This window comes from Candidatus Enterococcus moelleringii, assembly GCF_017377575.1.
Classification (GTDB): Bacteria; Bacillota; Bacilli; order Lactobacillales; family Enterococcaceae; genus Enterococcus_A; species Enterococcus_A moelleringii.
In genome coordinates, this window is the sequence record NZ_JAFREM010000004.1 from 166167 (window position 1) to 192134 (window position 25968).

At 42.4% G+C, this 25968-nt stretch carries 28 protein-coding genes, 1 tRNA gene and 1 other annotated feature; of the genes, 7 read left to right on the top strand and 22 right to left on the bottom strand.

Annotated elements, in window-relative coordinates; translation table 11 throughout:
• Positions 1 to 83 precede the first annotated feature (83 nt).
• The gene (locus JZO70_RS02600; protein ID WP_207671981.1) at positions 84 to 620 is read right to left on the bottom strand and encodes a TetR/AcrR family transcriptional regulator; all 537 of its coding nucleotides are present in this window, start codon (positions 618 to 620) and stop codon (positions 84 to 86) included.
• 124 nt (positions 621 to 744) lie between these two features.
• On the opposite strand from JZO70_RS02600, the gene JZO70_RS02605 reads away from it, so the two are divergent.
• Positions 745 to 1704, top strand: coding sequence for an aldo/keto reductase (locus tag JZO70_RS02605; RefSeq protein ID WP_207671982.1), 960 nt, complete (start codon positions 745 to 747; stop codon positions 1702 to 1704).
• A 43-nt stretch (positions 1705 to 1747) separates the two neighbouring features.
• On the opposite strand, the gene JZO70_RS02610 is transcribed toward JZO70_RS02605, so the two are convergent.
• The 8 genes from JZO70_RS02610 to rplU all read right to left on the bottom strand — a co-directional run bounded on the left by JZO70_RS02610 (position 1748) and on the right by rplU (position 6879).
• Positions 1748 to 3106 (bottom strand): M56 family metallopeptidase, encoded by a 1359-nt coding sequence (locus tag JZO70_RS02610; RefSeq protein ID WP_207671983.1) that lies wholly within the window; start codon positions 3104 to 3106, stop codon positions 1748 to 1750.
• Complete coding sequence (locus JZO70_RS02615) at positions 3099 to 3491, bottom strand: BlaI/MecI/CopY family transcriptional regulator (protein ID WP_207671984.1); 393 nt, start codon at positions 3489 to 3491, stop codon at positions 3099 to 3101. The genes JZO70_RS02610 and JZO70_RS02615 overlap by 8 nt, the downstream gene beginning before the upstream one ends.
• A gap of 116 nt (positions 3492 to 3607) precedes the next feature.
• Positions 3608 to 4966 (bottom strand): branched-chain amino acid transport system II carrier protein, encoded by a 1359-nt coding sequence (brnQ, locus tag JZO70_RS02620; RefSeq protein ID WP_207671985.1) that lies wholly within the window; start codon positions 4964 to 4966, stop codon positions 3608 to 3610.
• A 241-nt stretch (positions 4967 to 5207) separates the two neighbouring features.
• Positions 5208 to 5504 (bottom strand): type II toxin-antitoxin system RelE family toxin, encoded by a 297-nt coding sequence (locus tag JZO70_RS02625; RefSeq protein WP_207671986.1) that lies wholly within the window; start codon positions 5502 to 5504, stop codon positions 5208 to 5210.
• Positions 5501 to 5740 (bottom strand): type II toxin-antitoxin system RelB/DinJ family antitoxin, encoded by a 240-nt coding sequence (locus JZO70_RS02630; protein ID WP_207671987.1) that lies wholly within the window; start codon positions 5738 to 5740, stop codon positions 5501 to 5503. The genes JZO70_RS02625 and JZO70_RS02630 overlap by 4 nt, the downstream gene beginning before the upstream one ends.
• 157 nt (positions 5741 to 5897) lie before the next feature.
• The gene (gene rpmA / locus JZO70_RS02635; protein ID WP_207671988.1) at positions 5898 to 6191 is read right to left on the bottom strand and encodes a 50S ribosomal protein L27; all 294 of its coding nucleotides are present in this window, start codon (positions 6189 to 6191) and stop codon (positions 5898 to 5900) included.
• Between the two features lie 16 nt (positions 6192 to 6207).
• Complete coding sequence (locus JZO70_RS02640) at positions 6208 to 6549, bottom strand: ribosomal-processing cysteine protease Prp (protein ID WP_207671989.1); 342 nt, start codon at positions 6547 to 6549, stop codon at positions 6208 to 6210.
• A gap of 21 nt (positions 6550 to 6570) precedes the next feature.
• A complete protein-coding gene (rplU, locus tag JZO70_RS02645) occupies positions 6571 to 6879 on the bottom strand; it encodes a 50S ribosomal protein L21 (RefSeq protein ID WP_207671990.1) in 309 nt (102 codons plus the stop codon).
• A gap of 20 nt (positions 6880 to 6899) precedes the next feature.
• Positions 6900 to 6970: a sequence feature (ribosomal protein L21 leader region), on the bottom strand.
• A gap of 112 nt (positions 6971 to 7082) precedes the next feature.
• Between rplU and JZO70_RS02650 the strand changes: the two genes are divergently transcribed.
• The 5 genes from JZO70_RS02650 (at position 7083) to JZO70_RS02670 (ending at position 11308) form a co-directional block, all read left to right on the top strand.
• On the top strand, positions 7083 to 7736 hold the full coding sequence (locus JZO70_RS02650) for a uracil-DNA glycosylase (RefSeq protein WP_207671991.1): 654 nt from the start codon (positions 7083 to 7085) through the stop codon (positions 7734 to 7736).
• A complete protein-coding gene (locus JZO70_RS02655) occupies positions 7729 to 8397 on the top strand; it encodes an O-methyltransferase (protein WP_207671992.1) in 669 nt (222 codons plus the stop codon). The genes JZO70_RS02650 and JZO70_RS02655 overlap by 8 nt, the downstream gene beginning before the upstream one ends.
• 254 nt (positions 8398 to 8651) lie before the next feature.
• Positions 8652 to 8725: transfer RNA gene (locus JZO70_RS02660), tRNA-Arg, on the top strand.
• A 397-nt stretch (positions 8726 to 9122) separates the two neighbouring features.
• Positions 9123 to 10070: an SHOCT domain-containing protein gene (locus tag JZO70_RS02665; protein ID WP_347565075.1), complete on the top strand. Its 948-nt coding sequence runs from the start codon at positions 9123 to 9125 to the stop codon at positions 10068 to 10070.
• 479 nt (positions 10071 to 10549) lie between these two features.
• Complete coding sequence (locus JZO70_RS02670; protein WP_207671993.1) at positions 10550 to 11308, top strand: SDR family NAD(P)-dependent oxidoreductase; 759 nt, start codon at positions 10550 to 10552, stop codon at positions 11306 to 11308.
• A 96-nt stretch (positions 11309 to 11404) separates the two neighbouring features.
• Here JZO70_RS02670 and JZO70_RS02675 read toward each other — a convergent pair whose 3' ends face one another.
• The 10 genes from JZO70_RS02675 to JZO70_RS02720 all read right to left on the bottom strand — a co-directional run bounded on the left by JZO70_RS02675 (position 11405) and on the right by JZO70_RS02720 (position 21301).
• Positions 11405 to 12160 (bottom strand): MurR/RpiR family transcriptional regulator, encoded by a 756-nt coding sequence (locus JZO70_RS02675; protein ID WP_207671994.1) that lies wholly within the window; start codon positions 12158 to 12160, stop codon positions 11405 to 11407.
• A 78-nt stretch (positions 12161 to 12238) separates the two neighbouring features.
• Positions 12239 to 13915: a glycoside hydrolase family 13 protein gene (locus JZO70_RS02680; RefSeq protein ID WP_207671995.1), complete on the bottom strand. Its 1677-nt coding sequence runs from the start codon at positions 13913 to 13915 to the stop codon at positions 12239 to 12241.
• Positions 13915 to 14334: a PTS sugar transporter subunit IIA gene (locus JZO70_RS02685; protein WP_207671996.1), complete on the bottom strand. Its 420-nt coding sequence runs from the start codon at positions 14332 to 14334 to the stop codon at positions 13915 to 13917. Before JZO70_RS02685 ends, JZO70_RS02680 begins: the two co-directional genes overlap by 1 nt.
• 42 nt (positions 14335 to 14376) lie before the next feature.
• Entirely contained in the window at positions 14377 to 15186 is an 810-nt protein-coding gene (locus JZO70_RS02690) for a PTS system mannose/fructose/sorbose family transporter subunit IID (protein ID WP_207671997.1), read from the bottom strand.
• On the bottom strand, positions 15179 to 15979 hold the full coding sequence (locus JZO70_RS02695) for a PTS mannose/fructose/sorbose/N-acetylgalactosamine transporter subunit IIC (RefSeq protein WP_207671998.1): 801 nt from the start codon (positions 15977 to 15979) through the stop codon (positions 15179 to 15181). The genes JZO70_RS02690 and JZO70_RS02695 overlap by 8 nt, the downstream gene beginning before the upstream one ends.
• Positions 15980 to 15994: 15 nt before the next feature.
• Positions 15995 to 16471 carry a PTS sugar transporter subunit IIB gene (locus tag JZO70_RS02700; protein WP_207671999.1) on the bottom strand — a complete coding sequence of 159 codons (477 nt, stop codon included), beginning with the start codon at positions 16469 to 16471 and terminating at the stop codon, positions 15995 to 15997.
• 267 nt (positions 16472 to 16738) lie between these two features.
• Positions 16739 to 19117: a homocysteine S-methyltransferase family protein gene (locus JZO70_RS02705; protein ID WP_207672000.1), complete on the bottom strand. Its 2379-nt coding sequence runs from the start codon at positions 19115 to 19117 to the stop codon at positions 16739 to 16741.
• Between the two features lie 12 nt (positions 19118 to 19129).
• Positions 19130 to 19801, bottom strand: coding sequence for a vitamin B12 dependent-methionine synthase activation domain-containing protein (locus tag JZO70_RS02710; RefSeq protein WP_207672001.1), 672 nt, complete (start codon positions 19799 to 19801; stop codon positions 19130 to 19132).
• Positions 19801 to 20661, bottom strand: a complete 861-nt coding sequence (locus JZO70_RS02715) for a methylenetetrahydrofolate reductase (protein WP_207672002.1) — start codon at positions 20659 to 20661, stop codon at positions 19801 to 19803. The genes JZO70_RS02710 and JZO70_RS02715 overlap by 1 nt, the downstream gene beginning before the upstream one ends.
• Positions 20662 to 20890: 229 nt before the next feature.
• Positions 20891 to 21301, bottom strand: coding sequence for a S24/S26 family peptidase (locus JZO70_RS02720; protein ID WP_242703729.1), 411 nt, complete (start codon positions 21299 to 21301; stop codon positions 20891 to 20893).
• 307 nt (positions 21302 to 21608) lie between these two features.
• On the opposite strand from JZO70_RS02720, the gene JZO70_RS02725 reads away from it, so the two are divergent.
• Entirely contained in the window at positions 21609 to 23276 is a 1668-nt protein-coding gene (locus JZO70_RS02725) for an MFS transporter (protein ID WP_207672004.1), read from the top strand.
• A gap of 48 nt (positions 23277 to 23324) precedes the next feature.
• Here JZO70_RS02725 and lplA read toward each other — a convergent pair whose 3' ends face one another.
• Genes lplA through JZO70_RS02740 form a run of 3 tightly spaced genes read right to left on the bottom strand, consistent with a single transcriptional unit; the run spans position 23325 to position 25863 of the window.
• Positions 23325 to 24332 carry a lipoate--protein ligase gene (gene lplA / locus JZO70_RS02730; RefSeq protein ID WP_207672005.1) on the bottom strand — a complete coding sequence of 336 codons (1008 nt, stop codon included), beginning with the start codon at positions 24330 to 24332 and terminating at the stop codon, positions 23325 to 23327.
• Between the two features lie 11 nt (positions 24333 to 24343).
• A complete protein-coding gene (locus tag JZO70_RS02735; RefSeq protein WP_207672006.1) occupies positions 24344 to 25081 on the bottom strand; it encodes an MBL fold metallo-hydrolase in 738 nt (245 codons plus the stop codon).
• On the bottom strand, positions 25081 to 25863 hold the full coding sequence (locus tag JZO70_RS02740) for a DUF975 family protein (protein ID WP_207672007.1): 783 nt from the start codon (positions 25861 to 25863) through the stop codon (positions 25081 to 25083). Before JZO70_RS02740 ends, JZO70_RS02735 begins: the two co-directional genes overlap by 1 nt.
• Between the last annotated feature and the right edge of the window lie 105 nt (positions 25864 to 25968).

The following is a 25968-nucleotide window of genomic DNA, read 5'->3' on the forward strand; positions in this document are numbered from 1 at the left end:
CCAATCCCTCGCTTTCATATGTTTATCTATTCATATGTTTAACTTTAACTTAGCGAGGTTACTCAGTCAAGGACAATCCAATTTCACTCCACCCCAAAACGATAAAAACGCGTCAATAACGCCGCCATTTCTTCAGGACTTTCCCGAGTTTCCTGCTGAATCCAATAAGCGACCATATTCAAAAAGCCCCCAGCTTTAAAAGCGATTTGATAGTTGTTTTCGTTTTCTACCAGCGGTGCATCTGCAAAAATAGTCGCAAACAGTTCGGTGTATTCCCCATAGCTGTCCAACAAAAATGAAAACAGCTGCTGCTTTTTCAGGACCTTCATCAGTTGGATCTGCTCCTCTAAGAAGTAAAAATGCTGGCAGATAATTTCTTCCTCACCCCGCAACTTCAACTGCTTAATTTTCCCAAAGTGACTAGCTAAAAGCTGCTTGATCCGATAATTCAGGACCTCTTCCTTGGAAGAAAAATGCCGATAAAAGGTACGGCGATCCAGCTGAGCCGCTTCCGCAATCTGCTTAATCGTAATTGTTTCAAAGTTTTCCTTCTCCATCAAGCTCAGTAAAGCTTCGACAAACCACGCTTTGGATTGTTCAATTTGTTTCACTCTTTTCATCTTTGCAGCTCCTGTCACATTTTTTCGACTATGTAGCACTTGGCAAAACCTATTGAATTGCCGATCTTTTCAAGTATATAATCAAACCCAAGATATCACAAACGCAGCAGGAAAGAAGGATTGGATGGAAACAAGAAAACTCGGAACAACCGAACTAGCCTTATCTCCCATCGGCTTAGGTACTTGGCAGTTTTCAGGAGGAAACGGACTAACTTCAAAATTTTGGAATCAGGTGGATTTCCAAACGATGAAAGAAATCCTAAGAATCAGTTTAGAAAACGGCGTCAACTGGGTGGATACCGCCGAAGCCTATGGCAACGGTGAATCAGAACGAGTCATCGGCAGAATCATTCAAGAATTGGAAAGCGAAGGCATGACAGCCCCATATATCGCTGACAAGTGGTGGCCCTTGGCTAGAACGGCTCGCTCAATAACCACAACAATTGACCAACGTCTAGCCCTTTTACAAAAATCAACCATTGATCTCTATCAAATTCACCATCCCACTTCTTTTTCTTCCATCGAAAAGCAAGTAGAGGCGATGTGCGAATTAGTCTACCAGCACAAAATCAGCTATGTCGGTGTCAGCAACTTTTCCCCTAAACAAATGGAAAAAGCTCACCTTTATCTGCAGGATGCCGGAGCCCAACTTGTTTCTAACCAAGTCTGCTACAACCTGGTGAATCGGAAAATCGAACAAAACGGTGTACTTGATACAGCCAAACGACTCGGCATTTCCATTATTGCCTATTCACCTTTGCAGCAAGGCCTGCTGACGGGGAAATTTCATGAACATCCTGAATTAATGCGGCAGCTTTTCTTCCTGCGCAAATATCAATCTGGCATTACCGAGAAAAAGCTGCAGAAAACCCAGCCGCTTATCGACCTCTTGAAGGAACTAGGCGATCAATATGATAAGACTCCAGCTCAAATTGCCCTCAATTGGTTGATCCACTCACACGGCGAAACCGTCTTTGCCATCCCTGGTGCTACTAAACTTCACCATGTGGAGCAGAACATTGGCTCAACTACCTTCAAGCTGAAGCCGGCTGAGCGGGATGCTTTGAGCAGCTGTAAAATTTAGCGCACCAAAAAAGCTCAATCCAAAAATAAGATTGAGCGTCCTATTAGAATCTAAAAGTAATATTTGAACTTTTCATGTAACCAGTCTTTCCAGCATACTTCACTTTAACAGCTTTGTAGCCATATCCGCCGGCAGTTACGCCAATAATGTTGTCTCTTTCCACTTGGAAATACAGAGAATCCTTATCACAGGATGAAGAGGAGTAGAAGCTGGTAAGCCGTTTTTTTGTTTTTGCAGATATTGCATGGTTCCTTTCTTCGGCATTAGGATCCCTGACAATCGGCACACCCCTTTCATCATAGCTGATCGTCATCCCAGCAAAGTCGCTTTCTTTAAACTCATTACTGAACACTTCCGACATCGCTATCTCAAACTCTGCCTTTCTCTCAGCTTCCGTTTGGTAGTACTCTTCAACAGACAGCTCGCCCTCAGGAATACTGATATCGATGCTCCCACCGGTCGCCGCACTAGTGGGGAGGCTAATAGCGGTGCTTCCACCAAGGATCAAAAGCAGACATACAACTAGCCCATCGGCATTAAAAGGCCGCTTTCTAGTCTCAACAATAAAGGAAAGCCGCTGCTGCAACTCGTGTTTTCCGTCAGACAATAACGAAGACAGCATACTTTGTTTCGATTGTCTTCTAACTGTTTCGAGGATAATGTCGGCATATTTGTAGCGTTGGGCCCTGCTTAAATTTTTGGTTACTTCTTCATCACAAGAAATTTCGCACCACTTCGTCATCTGCCGCGCCAAGACATACACCAGTGGATTGAACCAATGAAGCGCCACCGCGAAAATCATTACTCCTCGCAACAGCCAATCCTTTCTCAAGAAATGGATCTCTTCATGCTGAATAATCAGCGCCAATTCTTCCGGTGAATAGTCTACATCCGGCAGCAAAATTGTCGGTTGATCCAACTGAACCAGCATCGGAGTAGTAATACATTTACAGCGAACCGTTTTTAAATCCGTTGAAATATCCAGCTTTGATAACAAATGATCATCCGATTCTATCCAACGATTAAGTGTCCGGGTGAACTCCACGTGCTGCACCACATAATAAATCAGAATCAATGCGGCAACAATCAGCCAGCATGTGAACACTGGATCAACCATTGAATACCACTTGCCGGTTTCCAGTACTGTATTTTCCTGCACTGCTGTCACAATATTTTCTTGGAGAGAAACCGTGTTTGATGGATTTACTGTCCTGCCTATCAAAAAATGCGGCAGCTTCACCCGAAACGGAATTGCAAACCCAAAAAGCAGCGCTACCGAAAGATAGTAAAAGAATCTAGGGGAAAACCTTTGCTGAAAAAAGCGTACCAATACTAAAAACATTGCCATCATCAAACTCATCCCTAGCGAACAACTAAACAACGCTACCATAAAATCAATCATCCCGTTTACTCCTTTCGTCTAACCACTCCTGCAGCTCATCCAGGTCCTGTTCATCCAAGTTTTTCCCTTGGTACATCGCATTCACCAAATTTAAAAGCGAACCTTCATAATGAGACTTCACAAAATTTTGCGCCTCATATTGCAGATAGTCTTCTTCCATAATCAAAGGCGTAAAAAAACGCTGCTTGCCATTTTTCTCCGATCGCAAAAAGCCTCTCTCTTCCAACCGCGATAATAACTTATGGACTGTTTGCAGCTTCCATTCCTTCTTCGTTTCTAATCCCAGCTTTTCTACAATTGTGTTCCCAACAACTGGTATTTCCGAATGCCAAATCACCTTCATTACTTCAAATTCCGCATCCGGCAGCTTTTTTATTTCTACCATTCATACTCACCCCTTCTATTATCGACAAATGTCTAAAACGATTGTATAGCGATCCAACAAGAAAGTCAAAGTTTTTTCCATTAAAAAAAAGCCCACCCGAAGATGGACTTAACTCACTACCCTGAATATTTCACATGCTTTTCCCCATACATTGCATAAACCAATCCAATCAAGAACCCAACTACTGCCGGTAAAATCCAGCCCATACCGATATGGAAAAACGGCAAATACTTTCCAACAAAAGTCAAAAGCGAACTGACAACTGGACTATTAGAAATTCCAGCAGGACTAGCTGCCAACCCATCAAAAATCGCTGGAACGATGGTGAAGGCCGTAGTCATTTGATACACCCCCCGGCGATGCTTAAACAACGGACCTGCAATTGATAATAAAATCAGCGTCATCGCCAACGGATAGACAAACATCAAGACCGGTAAAGATATTTTGATAATATTGGTCAAGCCAACATTGGCAAACAAACACGGCAAGACACTAGCCAAGACAATAAAAAATTGATAGCTGTGTTTCGGAAATAATTCCACGAAGGTTTCCGAAAAAGCCGTTACTAAGCCAATTGCCGTTTTCAAACAAGCCGAAATAACGATCAATGCCAGCAGGACACTACCCGCCGTGCCTAGATACTCATTGGCGATTTGCGCTAGAGCGATTCCGCCATTTTCACTGATGGCAAATTTCCCCAAACTCATCGTTCCCAGGTACGCCAACATGCTGTAGATGATTCCCATCAGAAAAATGCTGATGGCACCAGACTTAATCGTGTCTCTGGTGATTTGATTTGGCTTGATGACACCCATCGATTGAATGGTGGTCACAATAATAATCCCAAACGCCAGCGAAGCCAACGCATCCAGCGTGTTGTAGCCTTCAATAAAGCCTTGAGCAAATGCCGTTGTTTGATACACCGGCTGTACCGCCGTGCCGGCCACCGGCCCCAAAGGACGAGTAAAGCCTAAAAATAGCAGCGCCCCCAACAACAGCAAAAAGATCGGATTTAAGAATTTTCCAACATAATCCAAAATCTTAGTCGGTTTTCGTGAAAAGAACCAAGTTGCTAGAAAGAATACCAAACTAAAGACTGCCAGAGCAATTTTTTGATCCCCGCTGCCGATAAACGGCGCCAACCCAATTTCAAAAGAAGTGGTCGCCAAGCGCGGCAACGCAAAAAACGGACCAATCACCAGATAGATCAAAATAGTGAAAATAAAAGCATATCTCCGATCAATCTTTGAGGCCAGCTCGAAAACTCCCTTACTCTGGGAAATCCCGATCGCAATAACTCCAAGAAAAGGCAAGCCAATCCCGGTAACCAAAAAGCCCAGGTTCGCCATAAACACATTCTCACCAGCGAGCTGCCCCATATTCACAGGAAAGATTAAATTCCCCGCCCCAAAAAATAGACCAAACAACATTGATCCTACATATAAATACTGCTTAAACGAAAGCTTTTTATCCATCAAACCCCTACAATCTATATTATATAATGTGAAGAAATATAGGGTAATAGTACCTAAGCGGATGAAAACTTACAAGTTATTCTTTCCAAATTTTCATTCTTTGTTTAGAATGAGGTGCTTCCATCAAAAATTGAGGGTTTAATGATTGATACGTCTTTTGAAAAAATACATGCAAAAGACGACATTCTTTCAACAAAAAATAAAGGTAAAGCAACTTAACCTAAGTTAAGTTACCCCACCTTTATCTCCCGAGTCTTTTCTCAGCTAACGTATAGACTTCACTGTCTGCTCGCTTACCTACAACTACTATTTCAATAATCTCGATGCCTATTGCAGATTCTCGAAAAATCACTCTCAGCCCTAATTTCTTATGCTTGAGCTTTCGGCAATCTTTCAATTTGCCATGCAATTGTTGACCAGCTGACATTCCACTTTGCTCAATTTTGACGAATGACTTCAGGATTTGATCCTTCTGACTGTTATCTAACCTTGCCAAATCTCTCTTAGACGACTTAGTCAATTTGATTTCATATCTCATTCCCATTCATCCTCAAGTTCAGCTACTCTATCTCGCCAATTATCACCAAAAACCTCTTCCACAGAGTAGTATTTCTCAGTTGAAATTTCAAATGGGATTTTTTTCTTGTTTACGATCTGTTTAAAATACATAGTTATAGCAGTAGTGTAGTCTAAGCCCAACTCATCTAAAACTTTTGAAGTTTCTTCTTTCAGATCTTTGTCTAAATTAACGTTTAATCTCTCTTTAGTTTTCATCAAAGACACCTCTTTCATGCAAATGAATTTATACACCTATTATACACCTTTTGTACTCTCGAATCAATTTCCAGAAGAAATCCAAATCTCCAATCATCCCAAACTGTATACAAAAAAAGACCAAAACCCCAAAGGATTCTGGCCTTATCTTTACTAATTAAGCTTCTGAAGCTACTGGATATACTGATACTTGTTTTTTGTCGCGGCCTTTACGTTCGAAACGTACTACGCCGTCAACTTTCGCATACAAAGTATCATCTCCGCCTCTACCCACGTTTTCGCCTGGGAAGATTCTTGTACCGCGTTGGCGGTAAAGGATTGATCCACCTGTAACAGTTTGACCGTCTGCACGTTTAGCGCCTAAACGTTTAGATTCTGAGTCACGTCCGTTAGAAGTTGAACCGCCACCTTTTTTATGAGCGAAGAATTGCAAATTCATTTTCATCAACATAAGATGCACCTCCTGATTATTGTTTGATTGTTTTTGTTTGGATATACTGATCGTTCTCAAGTTCAATGGCCTGTAAGCCCAACAACAAATTTTCTAATAAAATTTGCGTGATATTGGTTTGCTCCTGAGTCAATCCCGAAACGAGTTCCGCATAAAGGTAACCACCTTCAACTTCATCCGCATCAATGATTGGCTGCGTTCCTGCCAGCGCGTCAATGCCGTTAACGGTACTGATTGCTAGAGCGGAAACACCGGCACAAACGATATCGTGTCCGTATTCACCGGATTGCGCATGGCCAGAGAGTTCAAAAGAAACAATACGACCTGCTTCATTACGTGTGAATGTACCTAGTATCATTCGGCACCTTCTTTCAGCAGTTTACGCTTTGATTGAGTCAATGACAACTTTAGTGTAAGGTTGACGATGACCTTGTTTACGGTGTGAATGTTTTTTAGGTTTGTACTTGAATGTTACGACTTTCTTTTGTTTGCCGTGTTTTTCAACTGTACCTTCAACGATTGCACCTTCAACGATCGGAGCTCCTACTTTCGTAGATTCACCGCCGACTAAAACTACTTGATCAAAAGTGACTTTTTCGCCAGCTTCAACATCTAATTTTTCGATGTAGATTGCTTGACCTTCTTCAACTTTGATTTGTTTGCCGCCTGTTTTGATGATTGCGTACATGCTTGTGGCACCTCCTTATATTTTATACTTAGACTCGCCATCACAAGTGACTTGCGTACTTAAGACTTGCTCTGCGCGGTTGTAGCTGTGGAGTCCACAATTACAACATTCTTAGTTTACTAAAAAAATACTGCCAAGTCAATGATTAAATTATTGACGCGGGGCTAGGTTATTCTTTACTATAGAAAGGCGAGGTGAAATAGATGGAATATCCGGAAAAATTGGTGCAGCTGGTGCAAATTCGTTCAAAAGGAATGCAGCTGGAAGGCTTCGTGGCCGGTCAAGGTCCGAGGCAGCCGAAATTAATGCTGCTGGGGGAAGCTCCTGGTCGCAACGAAGTGGAAAATCACATCCCATTTAGCGGCGCTGCCGGCAAAGAGTTGATACGCGCCATGGCATCCGTTGGTTTGACCCGGGAAAACACTTATATTACCAGCGCTGTTCGCAGTCGTCCATTTAAAGTCGTGCATCGGATCAATCGCAAAACGCAGCAGCCGGAAACCGTTTATCCCAATCGCACACCAACGAAAAAGGAAATTCTAGCTCACACGCCGATTTTTGACTACGAACTGTCTGTGATCGAACCGTCGCTTATCGCCACCTTAGGCAATATCGGCTTACAGCGATTGTTGGGTTCTAAACGGCATATCACCGAGGCCCACGGACAACTTTACCAAGGTCCGGTCCTTGAAATGAACCCGGAACAAAACGGCTATCAATTTTCTCAAAAAGGATACCTGGTCTATCCCTTGTATCACCCGGCGGCGATTTTTTACAATCGCTCACTAACCGAAACCATCGCCGAAGACTGGCAACAGCTCGGCTTATTATTGAAAGAGAGGGAACAACATGCGTAACGAAATGATGCACCGCCCAATTGTGAATCAAGATGTTCTAGATTATATGCGAACTGAACAAAAACAACTAACTGGAAAACTCGGTGAACTGGAGGCCTATGCCCACGAACAAGGCGTCCCTGTCATCCCCCACGAAACCGTGGTCTTTTTGCAATTTCTATTAAAACAAGTAAAAGCTAAAAACGTGTTGGAAATCGGTACCGCCATCGGGTTTTCAGCTAGCTTAATGGCCGAAACCCTAGGTGAAGTTGCCCACATCACTACTATTGATCGCTTCCCAGTGATGATCGAAAAGGCCAAAGCAACCTTTGAAAAAATGGGTCTAACTGATCGCGTAACTTTACTAGAAGGCGAAGCAGCTGACCTGCTGCAAACCTTAGAAGGCCCTTACGACTTCATTTTCATGGACAGTGCCAAATCGAAATACATCACCTTTTTACCAGAATGCCTGCGCTTATTGAAGCCCGGCGGCATTTTAATGGTGGACGATATTTTCCAAGCCGGCACCCTGTTCCATCCAATTGAAGAAACACCAAGAAAAAATCGTGCCATCTACCGCAATTTGAACAAATTTTTGGAAGCTGTCACCAAAGCACCAGACCTGACCTCTTCCCTGCTGCCGTTAGGTGACGGCGTGGCTCTGATTACTAAGGACGAATAGTTCCGGCAATTTTTTTGGGCACTACTTAAAAAATATTATCGTTTGCACTCTGAGGGAAAACAAACCAGTGACGGTGCTGTTCTCTTGGCGCGAAGACTATTCCTACGGCAATTCCAAGAGCTGTCACAAGCTGATTACAGAAGAAAATGCCGTCCAATTGGTCCCTAAATAGCACTTCGTCAAATAAAATAACTAAATAAAGATTGACATTCCAAAGTAGTTTTTCTATAATAGCTAGTGTTGCTAAACTACTTGTGCTAGTAGCTCAGCTGGATAGAGCACTCGCCTTCTAAGCGAGCGGTCGTGGGTTCGAATCCCTCCTGGCACGTATTTTTAACGGATCATGATATACATCAAGTAACAAGAAATTAAGAAACATTGATATAAAGCGGATTTGAGCATACATTCATTAACGAAAAACTTGTGGAATTCTTGTGGAATTCAAGGTTTCGTGGTACAAAAACAGACTAAAAACGTTGCTACAAAGCGGGTTAGGCAGTATTTCAAAAAAACATTTCGTGGGAGCTGATAAGGCTCTCTTTTTTTGTCTAATTTTGAGAAAAAGAAACGAAATAATTGCGTATCTTCTATTGAAGGAAGAAGAAAGATATACCAATGCTCATTTCCCACGATAAAATCAATTACGACTGATGCTCAAATTTTAGTTTTCCCTTTTTTTAATTATTCTATTAATGATACAATAATTAAAAAAAGGAGTGATTTAAGTGAAGGGAGAAACTATTTGTTGGTACTGTGAAACCCCTCTGAATATGCTCAATACTGTAAAACTTATGGACGGTAAAAAGACGTGTGTTGACTGCCACACAATCATTAAGAAAGATCTGGGGTTGAACTTACTTAATTCAAAGAAAATTGCACTTGAAGAAATCAATAATAGGTATGCTGAAATGGGGAGAGATTTAGAATCCGAGTTTGATGCCTTCCGCGCGAAAAAGGAGGATATCAAAAACACTGGTGTCTACATGAAAGTAAATGTCGATATTGTTTCCGGCAGCGCCCCTGCTGCTGTATCTGGTCGAACTACTATTATGCAATTGAATGATAACCGGCTCGTACTTAACCCGAAAAACCCTGAATTCTATTATCTACTGTCCACAGATTTTAATGGCCCGACTTACAAGACAGTATTTGACAGCCACACTTCTGGCGGTTCTACTACAGACTCAGAAACGGACACAGTTAAAAAAGGTAAATCTGGTCGCGTTGCTGCAGGCGCTGTACTTGGAACAGTATTGTTACCTGGTGTTGGTACAGTAGTTGGTGCATATGCCGGCTCGAAAGGCAAAGAAAAGAAGAAAAAGAAGGGTTTGAAGAAAACAAAACACGATAGTAAGACCAGCGAAACTACCCAAGAAATTGAAGTGAAGTCTCTTGCAAAGGTAAATCTCTTGCGGATCTCTGACAATCGTAGAATCACATTAACGATAAACGCTGATACCAAAGACTACAACAATCTGCTTTCCTTACAAACTTACGATCCTGGAGAAACACCATCTGAACCCTTAGCAGCTGCGCCGAAGGAAATATCTGAGCCGGCCAAGCCTATGCAAAGTGTCGTTGCGGAATTAAAGGAATTGAAAGAGTTAGTGGATATGGGGATCTTGACCCAGGAAGAATTCGACGCGAAGAAAAAAGAATTGCTTAATTTATAGAGTGAAGCCCCGGCTATCAGCCAGGGCTATTTTTGATTATATCTTATTCTCGTTTAAGCATCGCTGCATCTCTTTGACGCAATCTGAAACTGAACTGATTTCCCCATCCCCATTCGCTGCTGAAGCGCCGTGAACGTTTTAAGACCAATGTAATCGTTCAGTCACTAGGAGTTTTTGCAAAGCTCTAACAGCATTCGAGCCACAAACGCCAGTTTGTCATGGCAGTCCCTCCTGGCACGTCAAAACATTATACGAGTTAAGAATCTGTTAACGGACTTTTAAGTCTGCTAACAGATTTTTTCGTTTACTCAAAAGTTCACCCCCCGTTTTCCAAACGCTTCTTTCCTGTAGGTTTATCAATTCAGATTGCATAAAGAATTTTAAAACCTATTTGTAGTGAATGTGTTCATTTTCACAATTGAGAAAAGGCTTTCATTTTGATATACTAAAATGGTAAAACTAGTAAGGAGGAGATTTTTTTGAAAAATTATTTGGATTTAACTGGGCGGGTTGCTGTTGTTACAGGTGCATCTTCAGGGTTAGGCCGCGAATATGCGAAAGCTTTAGCAGAAAACGGAGCAAAAGTAGCTGTTATGGCTCGTCGACTTGAACGTTTAGAAGAAGTAAAAAATGAAATTGAAGCCGCAGGTGGAGAATGTCTGCCCGTTCGTTTAGATGTTACTGACGAAGCAGGCGTAGTTGAAGCTGTTCAAAAAGTAGTGGATCATTTTGGCAAAATCGATATCTTAGTCAATAACGCAGGATCGATTCAAGTGACACCATCCGTTGACTTAACCTTAGCCGATTGGCAACAAGTAGTGGATGTCAGCTTAACCGGCTACTTCCTAATGGCTCGCGAAGTCGGCAAAAATATGATCGAAAATAAATACGGTCGGATTATCAACACCGGTTCTATGTTTGGTATCATCGCCGGCATGCAAATGCCGAACTTAGCCTACAATTCAACAAAAGGCGCCGTACCAAACTTCACTCGCAGTCTGGCTCAAGAATGGGCGCAATACAACATTACCGTCAACGCCATCGCACCAGGTATGTTCCCAAGCGAAATGATGGTGGTCGATGAATCAGTGGAACAATTATTACAATTCCGTACACCAATCGGACGTGCTGGAAAAATCGAAGAGCTTCTAGGACAATTATTACTATTTGCTTCTGAAAATTCTTCATATACAACAGGACAAACCATTGCTATTGATGGCGGTTGGACTGCGGTTTAGACAGAATTTAAATTCGTTACTTTAACAAAACAAACACCGGTGGAAGGAAATTAAAACTCCTTCTCCGGTGCTTTTTAGTTTATTTACCTAACTCTCTTACTCATCAAACAAAACAAATTCCCGATACTTACGAGCTAAAATAGCCAAAATGATATTCAAGCCCACCATTGAACTACCCCCGCTAACCACCGGACTTGGCAGATCTGTAATTTCATAATACAGTTGAAAATCGGCAGCCTCGCTCAGAAAGCTTTTCCCAAATGAAGTTATGCTGCAAATGGGAACCTTGTTCATTTCTAAATTTCGAATCGTATTCTTAATCGCAGGTGTGTCGCCGCCCAACGAGGTCACAATCACTAAATCTTCTGCGGTCAACGTGTGACTGATCATTTCAAAATTGGTTTCACCGGAAATCAAAAAGTTCGGTCGGCCAGATAAAAACAAATCATTGGAAAAATCCTTCGTGTAATTGTTTTGGGTAAAGCCAGTGGCATACAGATGCAGCTGGTTTGCCTGTTTAATTTTATCTAACAAAGGTTGGAAATTCGTTTGTTCCGCGTATTGAAACGTCTGATCGATTTCTTTTTTTAACGAAGCAACTAAATCGGTGGGAGCAATGGTACTTTGCATCAGGGACTCCTCAATGGAATACTTCATGTCGGAAAATCCGCGAAACCCTAATTTCTTGGCTAAACGCAGAACCGAGCTTTTGGAAGACAATAAGAGATCCCCTAATTCAACAATCGAAAGCTTGATTACCTCTTGGCGATGGTTGCGGATATAGTAAATCATTTCCTGTTCATTTTCTGACAGCGCCTCATAATTCACTTTAATATGTTGGTCGAAATTCATCAGCACCAGCCCCTCTCTTCTTTAATACTAGAAAAAAACCTGCGAGAAATCAAGGAGATTCTCACAGGCTGACAAAAGCTAGGTTAAATGGTAAACAACTGCTTCATAAGGTCGCAGCGGCATCTCGGCAATCAGCTGAGTTGCTGTGTCTGAATAATTACTAATCAGCAAGGCTGATTCTTTTTCCAACAACTCCTGCGGCACACGGACATTCACCTTGTCTTTACTAAAGGAACAAAGAACTAATAAGGTTTCATCTTGATAAGTTCGCAGATAACTGTAAACCGCCGAATCCTCTTCATTTATTAATTGGTACTCTCCCAATTGAATAATCGGATACTCCTTCCGCAGGGCAATCAATTTTTGATAGTGATAAAAGATCGAATTGGGATCAGCTAATGTCGATTCCACATTAATCCTGCGATTATCTGGTGAATAAGCAATCCATGGCTTGGCCTCAGAAAACCCGCTATTGGCTTCCCCATTCCAAGGCATTGGTGTCCGCGCATTGTCCCGAGACTTCAAATAGACGGCTCTGTTTATATCTTCCGGCGCCTCACCTGCTGCGGTCATTTCTTGATAAAAATAGTTGGTCTCAATATCTTGATACTCGGAAATGTCGGTAAAAGGTACATTTTTCATCCCCAATTCTTCCCCTTGGAAAATAAAAGGTGTCCCCTTCATCATATGCAAAAGCGTCCCCAACATTTTTGCGGATACTTCCCGATACTCACCATCATCGCCAAAACGGGTGACTGCCCGCGGCTGATCATGGTTGCTCCAATATAAAGAATTCCACCCATGAGCTAATTGATTCTGCCATTCCGTCAAGGTGTTGCGCAAATCACTCAATTTGAAGCGAATATCTGAAAATTTGCCAAACTTGCCATAGTCCAAATGCATATGGTCAAAATGGAAAACCATATTTAATTCTTCTCGCTCAGGAAAAGTATAAAGCTGCGCTTGAGTGCTGTTGGTATTGGGAGTCTCCCCCACGGTCATCACATCGTAATGGCTTAAAACTTCTTGATTCATTTCGTGAAGAAATTCATGCACCCGCGGGCCATTTGAAGCACCGGCATAATAGGATTTCGTATAAGCCAAGGTACCTGGTGCATCCGGATATGCCGGATCTTTGCTAATCAAACTAATTACGTCCATGCGGAACCCATCGATCCCCAGCTCAAACCACTTGCGCATCATGTTATAGATTTCCTGACGAACCGTTTCGTTTTCCCAGTTTAAATCAGGCTGTTCCTTGGCAAAGCAGTGAAGATAATACTGATTGCGGCTTTCCACATATTCCCAAGCCGGCCCGCCAAAGGTTGAACCCCAATTATTGGGAGCAGACCCGTCTGGTTTAGGATCTTTCCAGATGTAATAATCAGCATAAGGATTCTCCTGATCTTCTTTAGAGGCCAAAAACCATTTATGCAAATCGCTGGTATGATTAACCACCAAGTCTAAGATAATCCGAATATTTAACTGATGTGCTTGGTCCAATAACTCCTTAAAATCCTCCATCGTGCCATACTGGGGCAGAATCTTTTCATAGTCAGCGATGTCGTACCCATTATCAACCAAAGGCGAATCAAAAATCGGATTCAACCAAATCACATCAATACCTAGCTTAGCTAGATACGGCAGCTTTTCAATAATCCCTTGGAAGTCACCAATACCATCATTGTTGCTGTCTTTAAAGCTTTGAGGATACACTTGATAGACGACACTATTTTTCCACCATTCAGCTGTCATTATTCATCATCCTCATCCATTGTTTGTTCAGCTAAATAATCATTCACATAAACGACCTGCTGCTGGCCCTCTTGAATAGCGCCCCTTAATTGTTCCGGATCGATAGCCGCATCCCCTAATGGAAGCAAGCAAGACATAATTACCGGCAAATTCATCCCAGCAATCAGATGAATATTGGGCTGGGCTAAATATTTGGTAAAGTTTTGATTGACCGAACCTCCCATCAAGTCGGTGAAAATAATTGCTTCATCCGCTTCCGAAACATCTGCTAACGCAGCATCGATTTCTTCGTTGACCGGTGTGTTTGTGGTGTACGCCGCAATTGTGGTAACTTCTCCCACAGTCGGCATAATATATTCCAAAGTATCTTTCATTCCTACAGCCAAGTTGTGGTGGCTGGCTAAAATAATTTTTCGCATAAGCTGCTCCCTTTTTTCAAAATACAAGTACCTATATTTTTATTAAACGCTCAAAACACCAAAGAATGACAAAACTAAAGCTAAGATAATTACGGCAAAGATAATTTGGATCACGGTCATTTTTTTAGATGCAATTAATTTATAAACCGCAATCGTTAGTAGTGCCGGAAGCAGCGCTGGCATAATGCTGTCTAAAATTTCAGATTGAATCGGTAATTCGACTTTCCCAGATTGAAAGACTAACCCGACATTGATTTTAACAACCGATGGAATCAAGGCACCCACTACGGTCAAACCCATGACTGAAGCCGCTTCGGTAAAGACCGATATCTTTTCTCCCAACACCGTCACTAATTTAATTCCCGAAGTGTAGCCAATGGAGAACAATTTGAAGCGGAAGAACAAGAAGAAAATATTCAGCAGTAACCAGATAATCGCCCCAGTCGGATTGCCTTCCAGTCCCATATAAGCCGCAATTGAACCCATGATAGTTGGATACAGAACCCAAACCAACGTATCGCCCACTCCAGCTAAGGGTCCCATCATCCCGGTTTTAAAGTTTTGGACTGCTTCTAAAGAATCCACGCCGTCTTTTTCTTCCATAGCTAAGCTGGCACCTAATAACAAGTTCGCCATCCATGTAGTTGTGTTGAAATATTTAAACTGATTGTTTAAGGAAGCCACATAATCCTCATCATTCGGATGAATTTTGCGCAACGCTTTTTCCAGTCCATAAACAACGGCTGGTCCCTGCTGATTTTCATAGTTGAAAATGTTGCAAGCCATAAACATATAGCGGAAAGCTGCTTGATTAATATCTTTTTTAGTTAGTTTTGTTTCGGGATTATTCATCAAAGTCATCTCCTTCGTCAACGGTGCCGACTTCAGTTGCCACACCTGGGGTACCCTTTTTCATTTCAGTTGTAAAGAAGTAATACGCCAAGGCGAAACCGATAATTGACACACCTAAGATCGGTAAGTTCAGGTAAGCCGCCAAAACGAAACCGATTAATAACATCGTTAGATATTTTTTAACTGGCATTACTTGCAGCAGCAGAGCAATCCCGACAACCGGCAGCATACCGCCGGCAATAGACAAGCCATCCGTAAACCATTCTGGTACAAAATTCAAAATCAAATTGACAATACGATCTCCGAAAATTACACACAAAGCCGTAGGTACTGCGGTTGATAAACCAAAAATGACTGGCCCTAACCATAAAATCCGATTCATCTTTTTAAAGTTCATTTTATTCGCTGCACTTTGCGCCGCATGAGTCACATAAGTGTTCAAGATTTTTGCCAAAACATCCAATTGAATTCCAAGCATTCCCACTGGAACACCGACTGCTAAAGCAACAGCTTTGGCTTCTTCAATATTATTGGTGGTGCGAATCGCCACATAGATACCGACTAAAGCAGCTAGTCCCCAGTTAGGCACCGATGAACCACCGATATTTGCCACACCCAACGCCATCAACTGAAAGGTTCCGCCGATAACCATCGCTGTTGTCATATCTCCCATAATAATTCCTGCAAACAACGCCACCATAATCGGAAACCACGTTGTTACCACCAGACCTTGCTGGTCCCAAACCATCCAAACAGATAGTGCTATGATTAATATTCCTTGAATAATTTCCATCAGATTGTCCCCTTACTATTTAATGTATGTTGCTAAACTTTCTTCTTGATCGCCTGGGACAAAGTGGAAGGTTACCGGAATTCCCATTGCTTCTAATTTTTTCAAGTCATCAATTTCTTTTTGATCCACCGAAACCATCTTTTTCACTGTTTCTTTGCCTTCGCCATCAAAAATGATCCCAATATTAACTTTCGGAATTTTGACACCGCCTTCAGCTAAGCGAATCAGCGTTTCCGGTTCCCGTACAATCATGAAGACGTTGTGACTGTCATACTTGCCTTGGTTAAAATTAATAATCGCTGTCTCAACATCGATAATTGACATGCCGGTACCAGCTGGCTTGCTCATTCGCATCGCTGCCTTTTGCACTTCATCTTTGCAGACTTCGTCGTCAACGACCATTAACCGTTTTGCCTTAGTTGCCCCAGCCCACTGTGTTACGACAATTCCGTGAATTAAACGTTGATCGATTCTTGCTAATACTAGTCCCATATTATTTATCTCCCTTTTTTAAATCCGCTTTTTAGTTAAGCGATTTTTGTTTTTTGTGATCGTTTACAAGTTGAAGTATAGAGCCAAAAACTGCCCGAAACAATAGTTTGAAGCCTTTCTGGGAAACGCCTGTTTTTCTTGGTATAAGTGTCAAACAGGCGGGAAATTTCCCGCAGAAATATCTAGACAGCAAAAAGACACCTCAAAACAGCTCCGCCCCTAAAGACTTCACCGTTTCAAGATGCCCGTTCTACTATTTAATTCCTATTATTCCACACCAAAAAACTTCTTAGCAATCGCTACACTTTCCAGTGCATCCTTGGCATAATAATCCGCACCGACAAACTCCCGATACTCCTCATTTAACACAGCGCCGCCCACCATAAACGAAGCATCCAAGCCGGCATCCTTCACCGCTTGAATCGTCGCCTTCATGTTCTGAACAGTGGTAGTCATCAAGGCACTCAAGCCAACTAACTGAATGTTACCTTCACGAATCCGTTCCACTACTGTTTCGATCGGCACGTCTTTACCTAGATCAATCACATCAAAGCCATAGTTCTCCAAAACCATCTTCACGATATTTTTGCCGATGTCATGGATATCACCTTCAACCGTTGCCAGTAAAATCTTCCCGTGAGACTGACTTTCCTGACCATGAGCATCAAAATAACTCTTCAACACTTCCTGCGAACGCTGAACCGCTTCAGCTGATTGAATCAACTGTGGCAAGAACAGCTCGCCCCGTTCAAATTTCCCGCCCACTTCATCTAAGGCCGGAATGAAGAATTCGTTGACGATCTCTAAAGGTGTTTTGGTTTCCAGCAACTGCTTAGTTAAGGCCGGAGTATCTTCCTTTTGGCCTTTAAGAATCAAAGTTTTTAAATCAGAAGCATCACTTACCTCCTGCTTTTTAGCAGGTTTTGCCTCAGCAACCACATTCATTGCTTGGCTTTTCTCAATATATTCTGCTGCATCATGATCTTGGTTGTAAATCACCTTCAGTGCGCGAACGGTATTCATCAACACTTCTGACAACGGATTTACAATCGGCGTCGTCAGACCTGACGCTACTGCCGATGCTAGAAACGTACTATTCATTAATTCCCGATTTGGCAAGCCAAAAGATACGTTGCTTAATCCAGCCACCGTCAGCACACCCAACCCATCCCGCAACAAACGCAAAGTCTCCAGCGTCACTTGAACCTGCTCTTGTTGGGCCGAAGCCGTCAGTACCAGCGGATCGATCATGACATCTTCTTTAGGAATGCCATATTCCGCCGCCGTCTGCACAATCTTTTCAGCAATCGCCAATCTCGCCTCAGCTGTTTCTGGAATCCCAGTCTCATCTAAGGTCAAACCTAAAACAACCCCGCCATATTTTTTGACAATCGGAAAAATCTCCGCCATGCTTTCGGCTTTACCATTCACCGAGTTGATCAAAGGCTTGCCATTATAGTAACGCGCCCCAGTTTCAATCGCAGCAATATTGGAGCTGTCGATTTGCAGAGGAACCGTCACAATCCCCTGAATTTCTTGGACAGCCTGCTGCATCATGTGACTCTCATCGATTTCTGGCAAGCCCACATTTACATCTAAAATATCCGCGCCAGCCTCTACCTGCTTCAATGCTTCCTTCAACAGATAACTCAACTCATTGTTGCGCAATGCTTCCTTCAAACGCTTCTTCCCAGTAGGATTGATTCGTTCCCCGATGAGGCTCAGTCGGTCGTTCAAAATAACCGCCTGACTGCCAGAAGTTACCGCTGTAACAATCTCCGGCTGACGCTCAACTACAGGTGTGCGATCAATAATCCCCCGTAACTCTTTGATAAACTCAGGCGTAGTTCCGCAGCAGCCGCCCACAATCTGAACACCTTTTTTCACTAAAGTCTCAACCGCTTCCCCATATTCCGCTACCGAAATGCGATAAACCGTCTGACCATCTTCCATTTCAGGCAGGCCTGCATTGGCTTGCACCATCACCGGAATTTTAGCATAGCGCAAAATTGTTTCCACTACTGGTGAAAGTTCTACTGGCCCTAACGAACAGTTCACTCCAACCGCATCAATCCCCAATGATTGCAACGTCAATACTGCCGTCAGCGGATCAGTCCCTACAAACGTCCGACCATCCTCTTGAAAAGTCATGGTACAAAAAATCGGCAGCTTCGTATTTTCCTTCACCGCCAGTACCGCCGCTTTCGTTTCCAATAAATCCGACATGGTTTCTAAAACAACGACATCTGCCCCGGCCTTTTCCGCCACGATCACCTGTTCCGCAAACATCTCATAGGCCAGATCAAAGCTCAAGGTGCCCATCGGTGCCATTAATTGTCCGATCGGACCCATATCATAAGCCACAAATTTCGGCTTAGCTGCTTTTGCCAACTGAATCGCCGCATTAATAATTTCTGGCAATTTATCTTGTTCCAGCTTAGTCCGGTTTGCCTGAAAAGTGTTGGTAGTAATAATATCCGCCCCGGCCGCTACATAGGCCTGATGGATTTCGGTTACGATCTCAGGATGCGTTAAGTTAAAATATTCCGGCTCTAAGCCCACCGGCAGCCCCTTTTTTTGCAGCATCGTGCCCATCGCACCATCAAAAAGCAGTTGTTTTTTCTTTAAAGCCTCTAAAATCTTCATAAATCCCTCCACTTATCTGCGATAGCTGCAGGTTTCCTTCATGGAACAATCACTGCAGCTGATTTTCTTTCTACGCGGCCGCGCCAACTTAGGATCATCAAACAAACCAATAATCGCCGTCACTGATTTTCGCGGAATCATTAACAGACTCTCTGACAAATTCAAACCAATTCGCCGATCAGCTTCCAGCACCGCTAAAAAATCCGGCTGAATATCCAGCGCCAAATCCCCGTACCCCGGACTAAAGCGCCGATTCATGGTCAAGTTCTCCGCTTCAATCGCGTCTTCAATCTCGCACTCCACCACATCACAAATTTTTTCAATATATTCAGTACAGCAAGAATCCAATATCAAACTCTTACTCATCTCAGTCAGTGAGTACTGGCGAATCTTTCGCTCCACATCAATCCCCAAAGTCGCAGCCAACAAAGCTACCTTTTTGGCATACTTCAAATGATTGTAAATCGATTTCCCCTCAAAAACCAAATCCGTCCCAATCACTTCGATTGTCTTCGCCACTTCATTAGGCCGACACTCAAAAATTCGAAAAGTGTAGCGGGGCTTGGCAATTACTTGAACCTCCGCCATTAACTCTTCAATTTCCTGGTCCACCGCTGCAGTCAGCTCCTGCTTGCGGCGATACCCAAGATAGCGCAGAATTTCCTTTTTATCCAGTTCTACCATTACGATCCCCGCAATAAGGACATCGCTTCTTTCGCAACAACCGGACGATTCATGGCATACACATGCACACCGTCCACCCCATGATCCAACAAGTCCTCAATTTGTTTCAGCGAATATTCCAAGCCGGCTTTCCGCAGGTCTTCAATTGAATGTTCATATTTATGGATGATTTTAATCAGCTCCGAAGGCAACGAAGTCCCGCACATGAAGATCATTTTCTCCACCTGACCACGGCTCAAAATCGGCATCACCCCAGCCGAAATCGGTGCAGACACCTGACCGTTCCGAGCATCCTCCATCAAACGATAAAAGACATCATTTTCAAAGAACAGCTGGGAAATAAAGAAGTCTGCGCCGGCATCTTCTTTGGCCTTCAAATGCTCAATATTTTCCACGCCAGCCAACTGGTCAATATGACCTTCCGGATAACAAGCCGCTCCCACCGAAAAATCGGTATTTTCTTTAATAGAAGCAATTAGATCTTTGGCATATAAAAAGTCGGAGGAACAAGTCTCACTATCCGCCGGCAAATCGCCCCGCAGCGCCAAAACATTCTCCACACCGCCGGCTTTGATATCAGCTAACAGCTGTTGGATTTCTTCATTCGTATTAGCAATACAGGACAAATGGTGCAACGGCTCGATCCCGTACTCCTTTTTAATCATGGAAGCCAGCTCCAAGGTTTTATTGTCGGCTCTTGATCCAGCAGCTCCATAAGTCACACTGATGAAGTCTGGTTTAATCCCTTTTAACTCCTCTAAGGTTTGATAAATCGTATCAATCGCCGCTTCTTTCTTCGGCGGAAAAAACTCGAAGGATACAACGGGTTTAGTCTGTTGGTAATAGTCTTTAATTTTCATTGGGCTCTCCTTTTGAATAATTCTTATTTATGAGAATAGCACACAAACCCGATAATTCAAATCTTTTTCCCATCATTTATTAATCTACCATTCATACAGGTTGGTCGATTTGATTAAGTCAAAGAAGAACAGAAATCCCCTAAAAACTTACCGTCACAAAAAAAGCGCTAAAATCAGTATTACAATTTCACCTAAACTAAAAAGAAGAACTTCACTGCCTCAAATCCAGCTAGTGAAATTCTTCTTTTTGTGACTCCACCTGCTCTTCCAACAATCGGTGGCATTTTACTTGATACTTCTTCTGATACAAAACTGTCAAAAAGGTCAATAAAATTGCTAGGCAAAACAGAATCACTTTTATCACGTGCATGAAACGAGTATTGAATAAGAAACCAATGAATGGTAAATAAAAGGCCGGTTTACCGATAAGATTACGAAAATGAACCAAGCCCATCTCCAGTTGTTTTACATTATCGCCCTTTACAGCATAGCCATGAATTCGATCATCTATGGCAACTATTCGACGGGTCTTAATGTTGCGGCCTTGATTTGTATAAAAAGTGATCGCTTCCCCCACTGCGGCCTGCTCATCGTTTCGCTGGACAAATAGGAGACCGCCTTTGCGATAAGCAGGGGCCATCTTATTATCCTCCACAACATAAGGTGTGAGATCCAACAAGTGAGGCATAACAATAATTACAGTTGCCAACAAAAAAAGACAGACGATTGCCACACCGGATACCACAGTTATTTTTTGTAGTAATTCATCTGATCTCCCCCTCATCCTCTCAATCAAACACTCTCGTAAATATCATATCACATTTATCACAGCAGTCACAAAATTAGTTATCTTTATTCTCTTACTTATTTGTATTCCCCTAAGGTTACTGGTGTGATACTATTGTTGTAAATGAAAAAAATACCACTGAAAGATGAGGCATTATTTTATGTCCCTTAAAACGAGGAAAATGCGTTGTAAAAAACGTTTAGCTGCTGAATTATTCCCAGCGATTTCCATTACCATAATAGTAGTTATTTTATTAACGACTATCTGGGCTGTTTACCAAGCGCAAAAAGACGTTAAAAAAACAGATGTTATCGAACTAACCGAAAATTGGATGTTCTTTGTTGAGAACCACTCCGATCAACGAGTCACCGGACCAAATACTCGCAGAATTGAGTTTGTGGATCAGAACGAAGCCTTGATTATGCAGCAATCCCTGTTTCAGACTTTTCAACAGCCTGAACTAATTGTACAGGCCAATCATCAATGGGTGACTATTCTGCTGGATGATCAGCCGCTATATCAATACAAGGAAACTGCTGACCAAGATAATCCTGGACTATTATTTACCCGGATTCGCCTGCCGGCAGATTATCGGCGCAAAACTTTGCGCGTAATTACGTCCAGTCCTTATCAATACTATACTGGTCTGCCTGCGCGAGTATTTTTAGGAGAAACGGCAAAGGTAAAATCCTTCTTTTTACTCAATGCTTATCCGCAGCTGCTGCTTTTATTCATTTGTCTAAGTGTCAGCATCGGCGGAATAGTCCTGCTGGTTAAACAAGAAAACAAAAAGAGAGCACCGCTAGTCCTGTTATGTGTCTTTGCATTATTAGCTGGCTTGCAGGTTCTAGTCAGCACAGTTCCCCTTGTTTGGACCCTTTCGCCAGTGACTCTATCATGGCTGTATAGTGTCAGTGCACAGTTTATTCCGCTAATATTAACTACCTATTATTGGCTGCGCACTTCAAAGTATCGCAAGGGTTATTTCCCAGTCATTGCCAGTCAGTACACGCTTTTAGGCTTTACTATTATTAGCCTGGTGACAAAACAAATGCCGCTGCCGGATGTTTTACAGATTGTCAGCGGATTAAACGTCTTTCTGACTTTGTACACCTCGTTAGTCTCTTTATTAGAAGCAGCTGACGATAATCCCTTTTACATTATTTGTGCACCAGGGATAGTTACAGGAGCGATTATTCACTGCTTCTTTTATCTTCAGCTGTTTATTGGCGCGGCCAATTTAATCGTTAACTGGCCGTTGATTGTCTTTACCGGTCTGGCCGTTTTAATTTTGGGTTATCATTTTTGGGAGATTCAAGTGATTTTGAAAAGACAGGCCAATGAAGAACGGATGGCGGTCCTGTGTGCGGCTTGTTTCGAAGAAAAATTTGCTCAGCTTTATACTTACTTTAGTCGAAAGATTTATGCTGAGAACCAAATCCGCACTTTGCCCATCGGTTTAGTGCTGGCCCAGCTGCAGGCTCATTATCAGAAAGCTTTTGCGGATCATCAAGGAAATTTGAAGTGCGAATTTTCTTTACAAGATCCATCGCAGCTTTTAGAGCAAGATTATTTCCATTTATTGATTCAAGTTTGCGAGAAATTATTAGCCACCAAACAATCTCTTGGCTGTGACGCCGTGCTTACGATTCGTCAAGAAAAAAACGAGTTAATTATTGAAAGTCTGTTGGATTCCGACATAAAGCTCAATGAAATCAACCCTTCAAATCTAAACTTTTATCGGCAGCATTTACGAACTTCAGTTGAAGATAAAAAAGGCCATTACCAACGGTCGGAGCATCAGCTGATTATCCGATTAGCTTACTAAAAAGGAGCCGCAAGCCCAGTTTGATCTGGTTTGCTGCTCCTTTTTGTATTAATAAATCAAACTCAAAAACTCTTCCTTGGTTACATTGCCAAAGTAATGCGTTAGATCAATTTGATCAACAACTGCTTCCAACGCAGCTTTTTCGTACTTAGTACCGACTAATTGATCTTCCACGTCTTTGATTTCCCCAAGTCCGAAGAAATCTCCAAAGATTTTCGCTTCCTTGATTTCTCCATCTGCAACATTTAAACGAACTTCAATTGAGCCAATCGCAAAACGTTGGCGGCGTTCCAAGTTAAATTCTGGGGAACGACCATAGTTCCAGTCCCAGTTGCGGTAATATTCATCAGAAATTTGATTAATGGCTTTCCAATCTTCTTCATTCAGCTCATGAGTTTTCACTTGATCAACACTGTCCACGCCAAAAATTTGCAGCAAGATCGCTTGACGGAATTCTTCCGTGGTCATATCCTGCTTGTCTTCAGGCAAGAATGGTTTAATGTTGGTTACCCGTGAACGGATTGATTTGATGCCTTTTGATTCGATCTTATCTTTGCGAACCTCCAATGCATTCACCACTTCATCCACGTCACTGTCAAACATCAAGGTGCCGTGGGCAAACATGCGGCCATTGGTTGAGTACATGGCGTTGCCTGAGAATTTCTTATCCTCAATCACCAAGTCGTTCCGACCTTTTAATTCAGCACCTTCAACACCTAACTTATGCAAAGCTTCCACAATCGGCTCTGTCAGCTTTTTGAAATCACGGAAGGAATTGCCGTCATCTGGCATGATAAAGCTGAAGTTTAAATTCCCAGTATCGTGATATACCGCACCGCCGCCGCTTAAACGACGAACCACTTTAATGTTGTGCTCTTCCACATACTCTTTATTAATTTCTTGAATCGTATTTTGGTTACGACCGATGATGATGGACGGCTCATTAATATAAAACAATAAAATCGGTTCATCCAACGGCATGTTCCGCAATAGATAGGTTTCAATCGCTAAGTTTACTCGTGGGTCACGTTCTTGATCGTTTGGCACATAAATCATTGAATCATCTCCTAAATAATAAATTGTTTATGAGGTGCCGCCAGCTCCACTGGAATCTCTCCGCTGGCTGCTTGCGCTTGTTGGCGCAATTCTTCTAAATCACCTTGTTGCGGCAAATGAGTCAGCACCAGCTTCTTCACATCAGCATTCTTGGCAAAGGTACCCGATTCCTGCGCAGTGAAATGAGCTTTATGCCGTTCATTGCCGTTAAACAAATACGTATCTGCTAAAAATAGATCCGCATCCTTAGCAAATTCGTTGAAACTTTCCAAATAACCGGAATCCCCAGTAAAGACAAAAACCTTACCAGTTGCATCTTCTACAAAACGCATTGCAAAACACGGTACCGGATGGATGGTTTTCATAAAGGTAACAGTAAACGGCCCAATCTTCAACGCTTCTGCTTCAAAGTATGCTCGTCCTTCTGTTACACCTTCCATCGTCAAATCGTTGAAATGAAAGTCATCTTCCATATGTCCATAAATCGGCAAAATTGGTTTTGGCGTCTGAGTAGGATAGAGCTGCCAGTAGTATTGCAGCACACCTAAATCAGCAATATGATCGTGATGATAATGGGTCAAAATAACCGCATCTAAGTCTAATGGATCAAGTTCTTTTTCCAATTCTACTAACGTCGAACTGCCGGCATCCAGCAACAAATTGAAATCGCCGCTTTGCAGCAGATAACTGGTGGTACCTTGTCCGCCGTATGGGTAGGCTCCTAAACAGCCTAAGACGGTTAATTTCATTAAATCGTCCCCTTCACATCAATTTTTTCTTGCAATGCTTGGTCATAAAAGGCCGCATTCGCTACATTTGCATAAGCCACTGCCCAAAGAACTGGGATAACAAAAAGCAGAATCCCTAAAAGATACCAGCCGATAAATGAAAGCTGCAGTAAAATGTATTGGCCCCAACGATCTTTGATTAAGTCCCACGCCTTCTTGATGCAATCCATCGCGCTTAATTCCGGATAATCAAATTTCAAGTACGCCGCAAAACGGAATAGTCCCGACACAATGCTACTGACAATCGCGTACAGAATGACTGTGATTAAAAACAACAATACAAAGCCGGCACTGGCGAAGCGATCAACCATGGAATAATTTACTGCACCGGTTCCTAAAACTAAACTAATATAAAAACCTAATCCTCCTTGAAGCAGCAGAGGAATGAAGATTACTAGTCCTAAAACATACTGAATGATTGAACCAATCACATTGATGATCAGCAGAGGAACATAGTATTTCCCTTGAAATACCACAAACAACTGGGCAATATCCGCACGTCCGCCACGGGTGACAAACAAACCGACGTAATACATGGCATAGGTGAAGCCAAACAATACAAAGGTGGTAATGACAAATGACATGATGGTTTGGATACTGCCGCTGTTTACCACACCAGTGACGCGATTGACCGCCATTGTCAGTAAGGAACTTAAAAAGAAGATTCCCGCATTCAACCCCCACTGACCCCGCAACCGCTCTTTGGCAATTTTTCGATATTCACTAACTCTCATTTTTTCCATTATTTTGCTCCTAACTCGTATTAAGGTATTAATTTTTCTTACTGAAAAATTAGTTTGATTCTCGTACGTGTACCATTCTTCTAGACAGGTTGTTCCTTGGTTTGT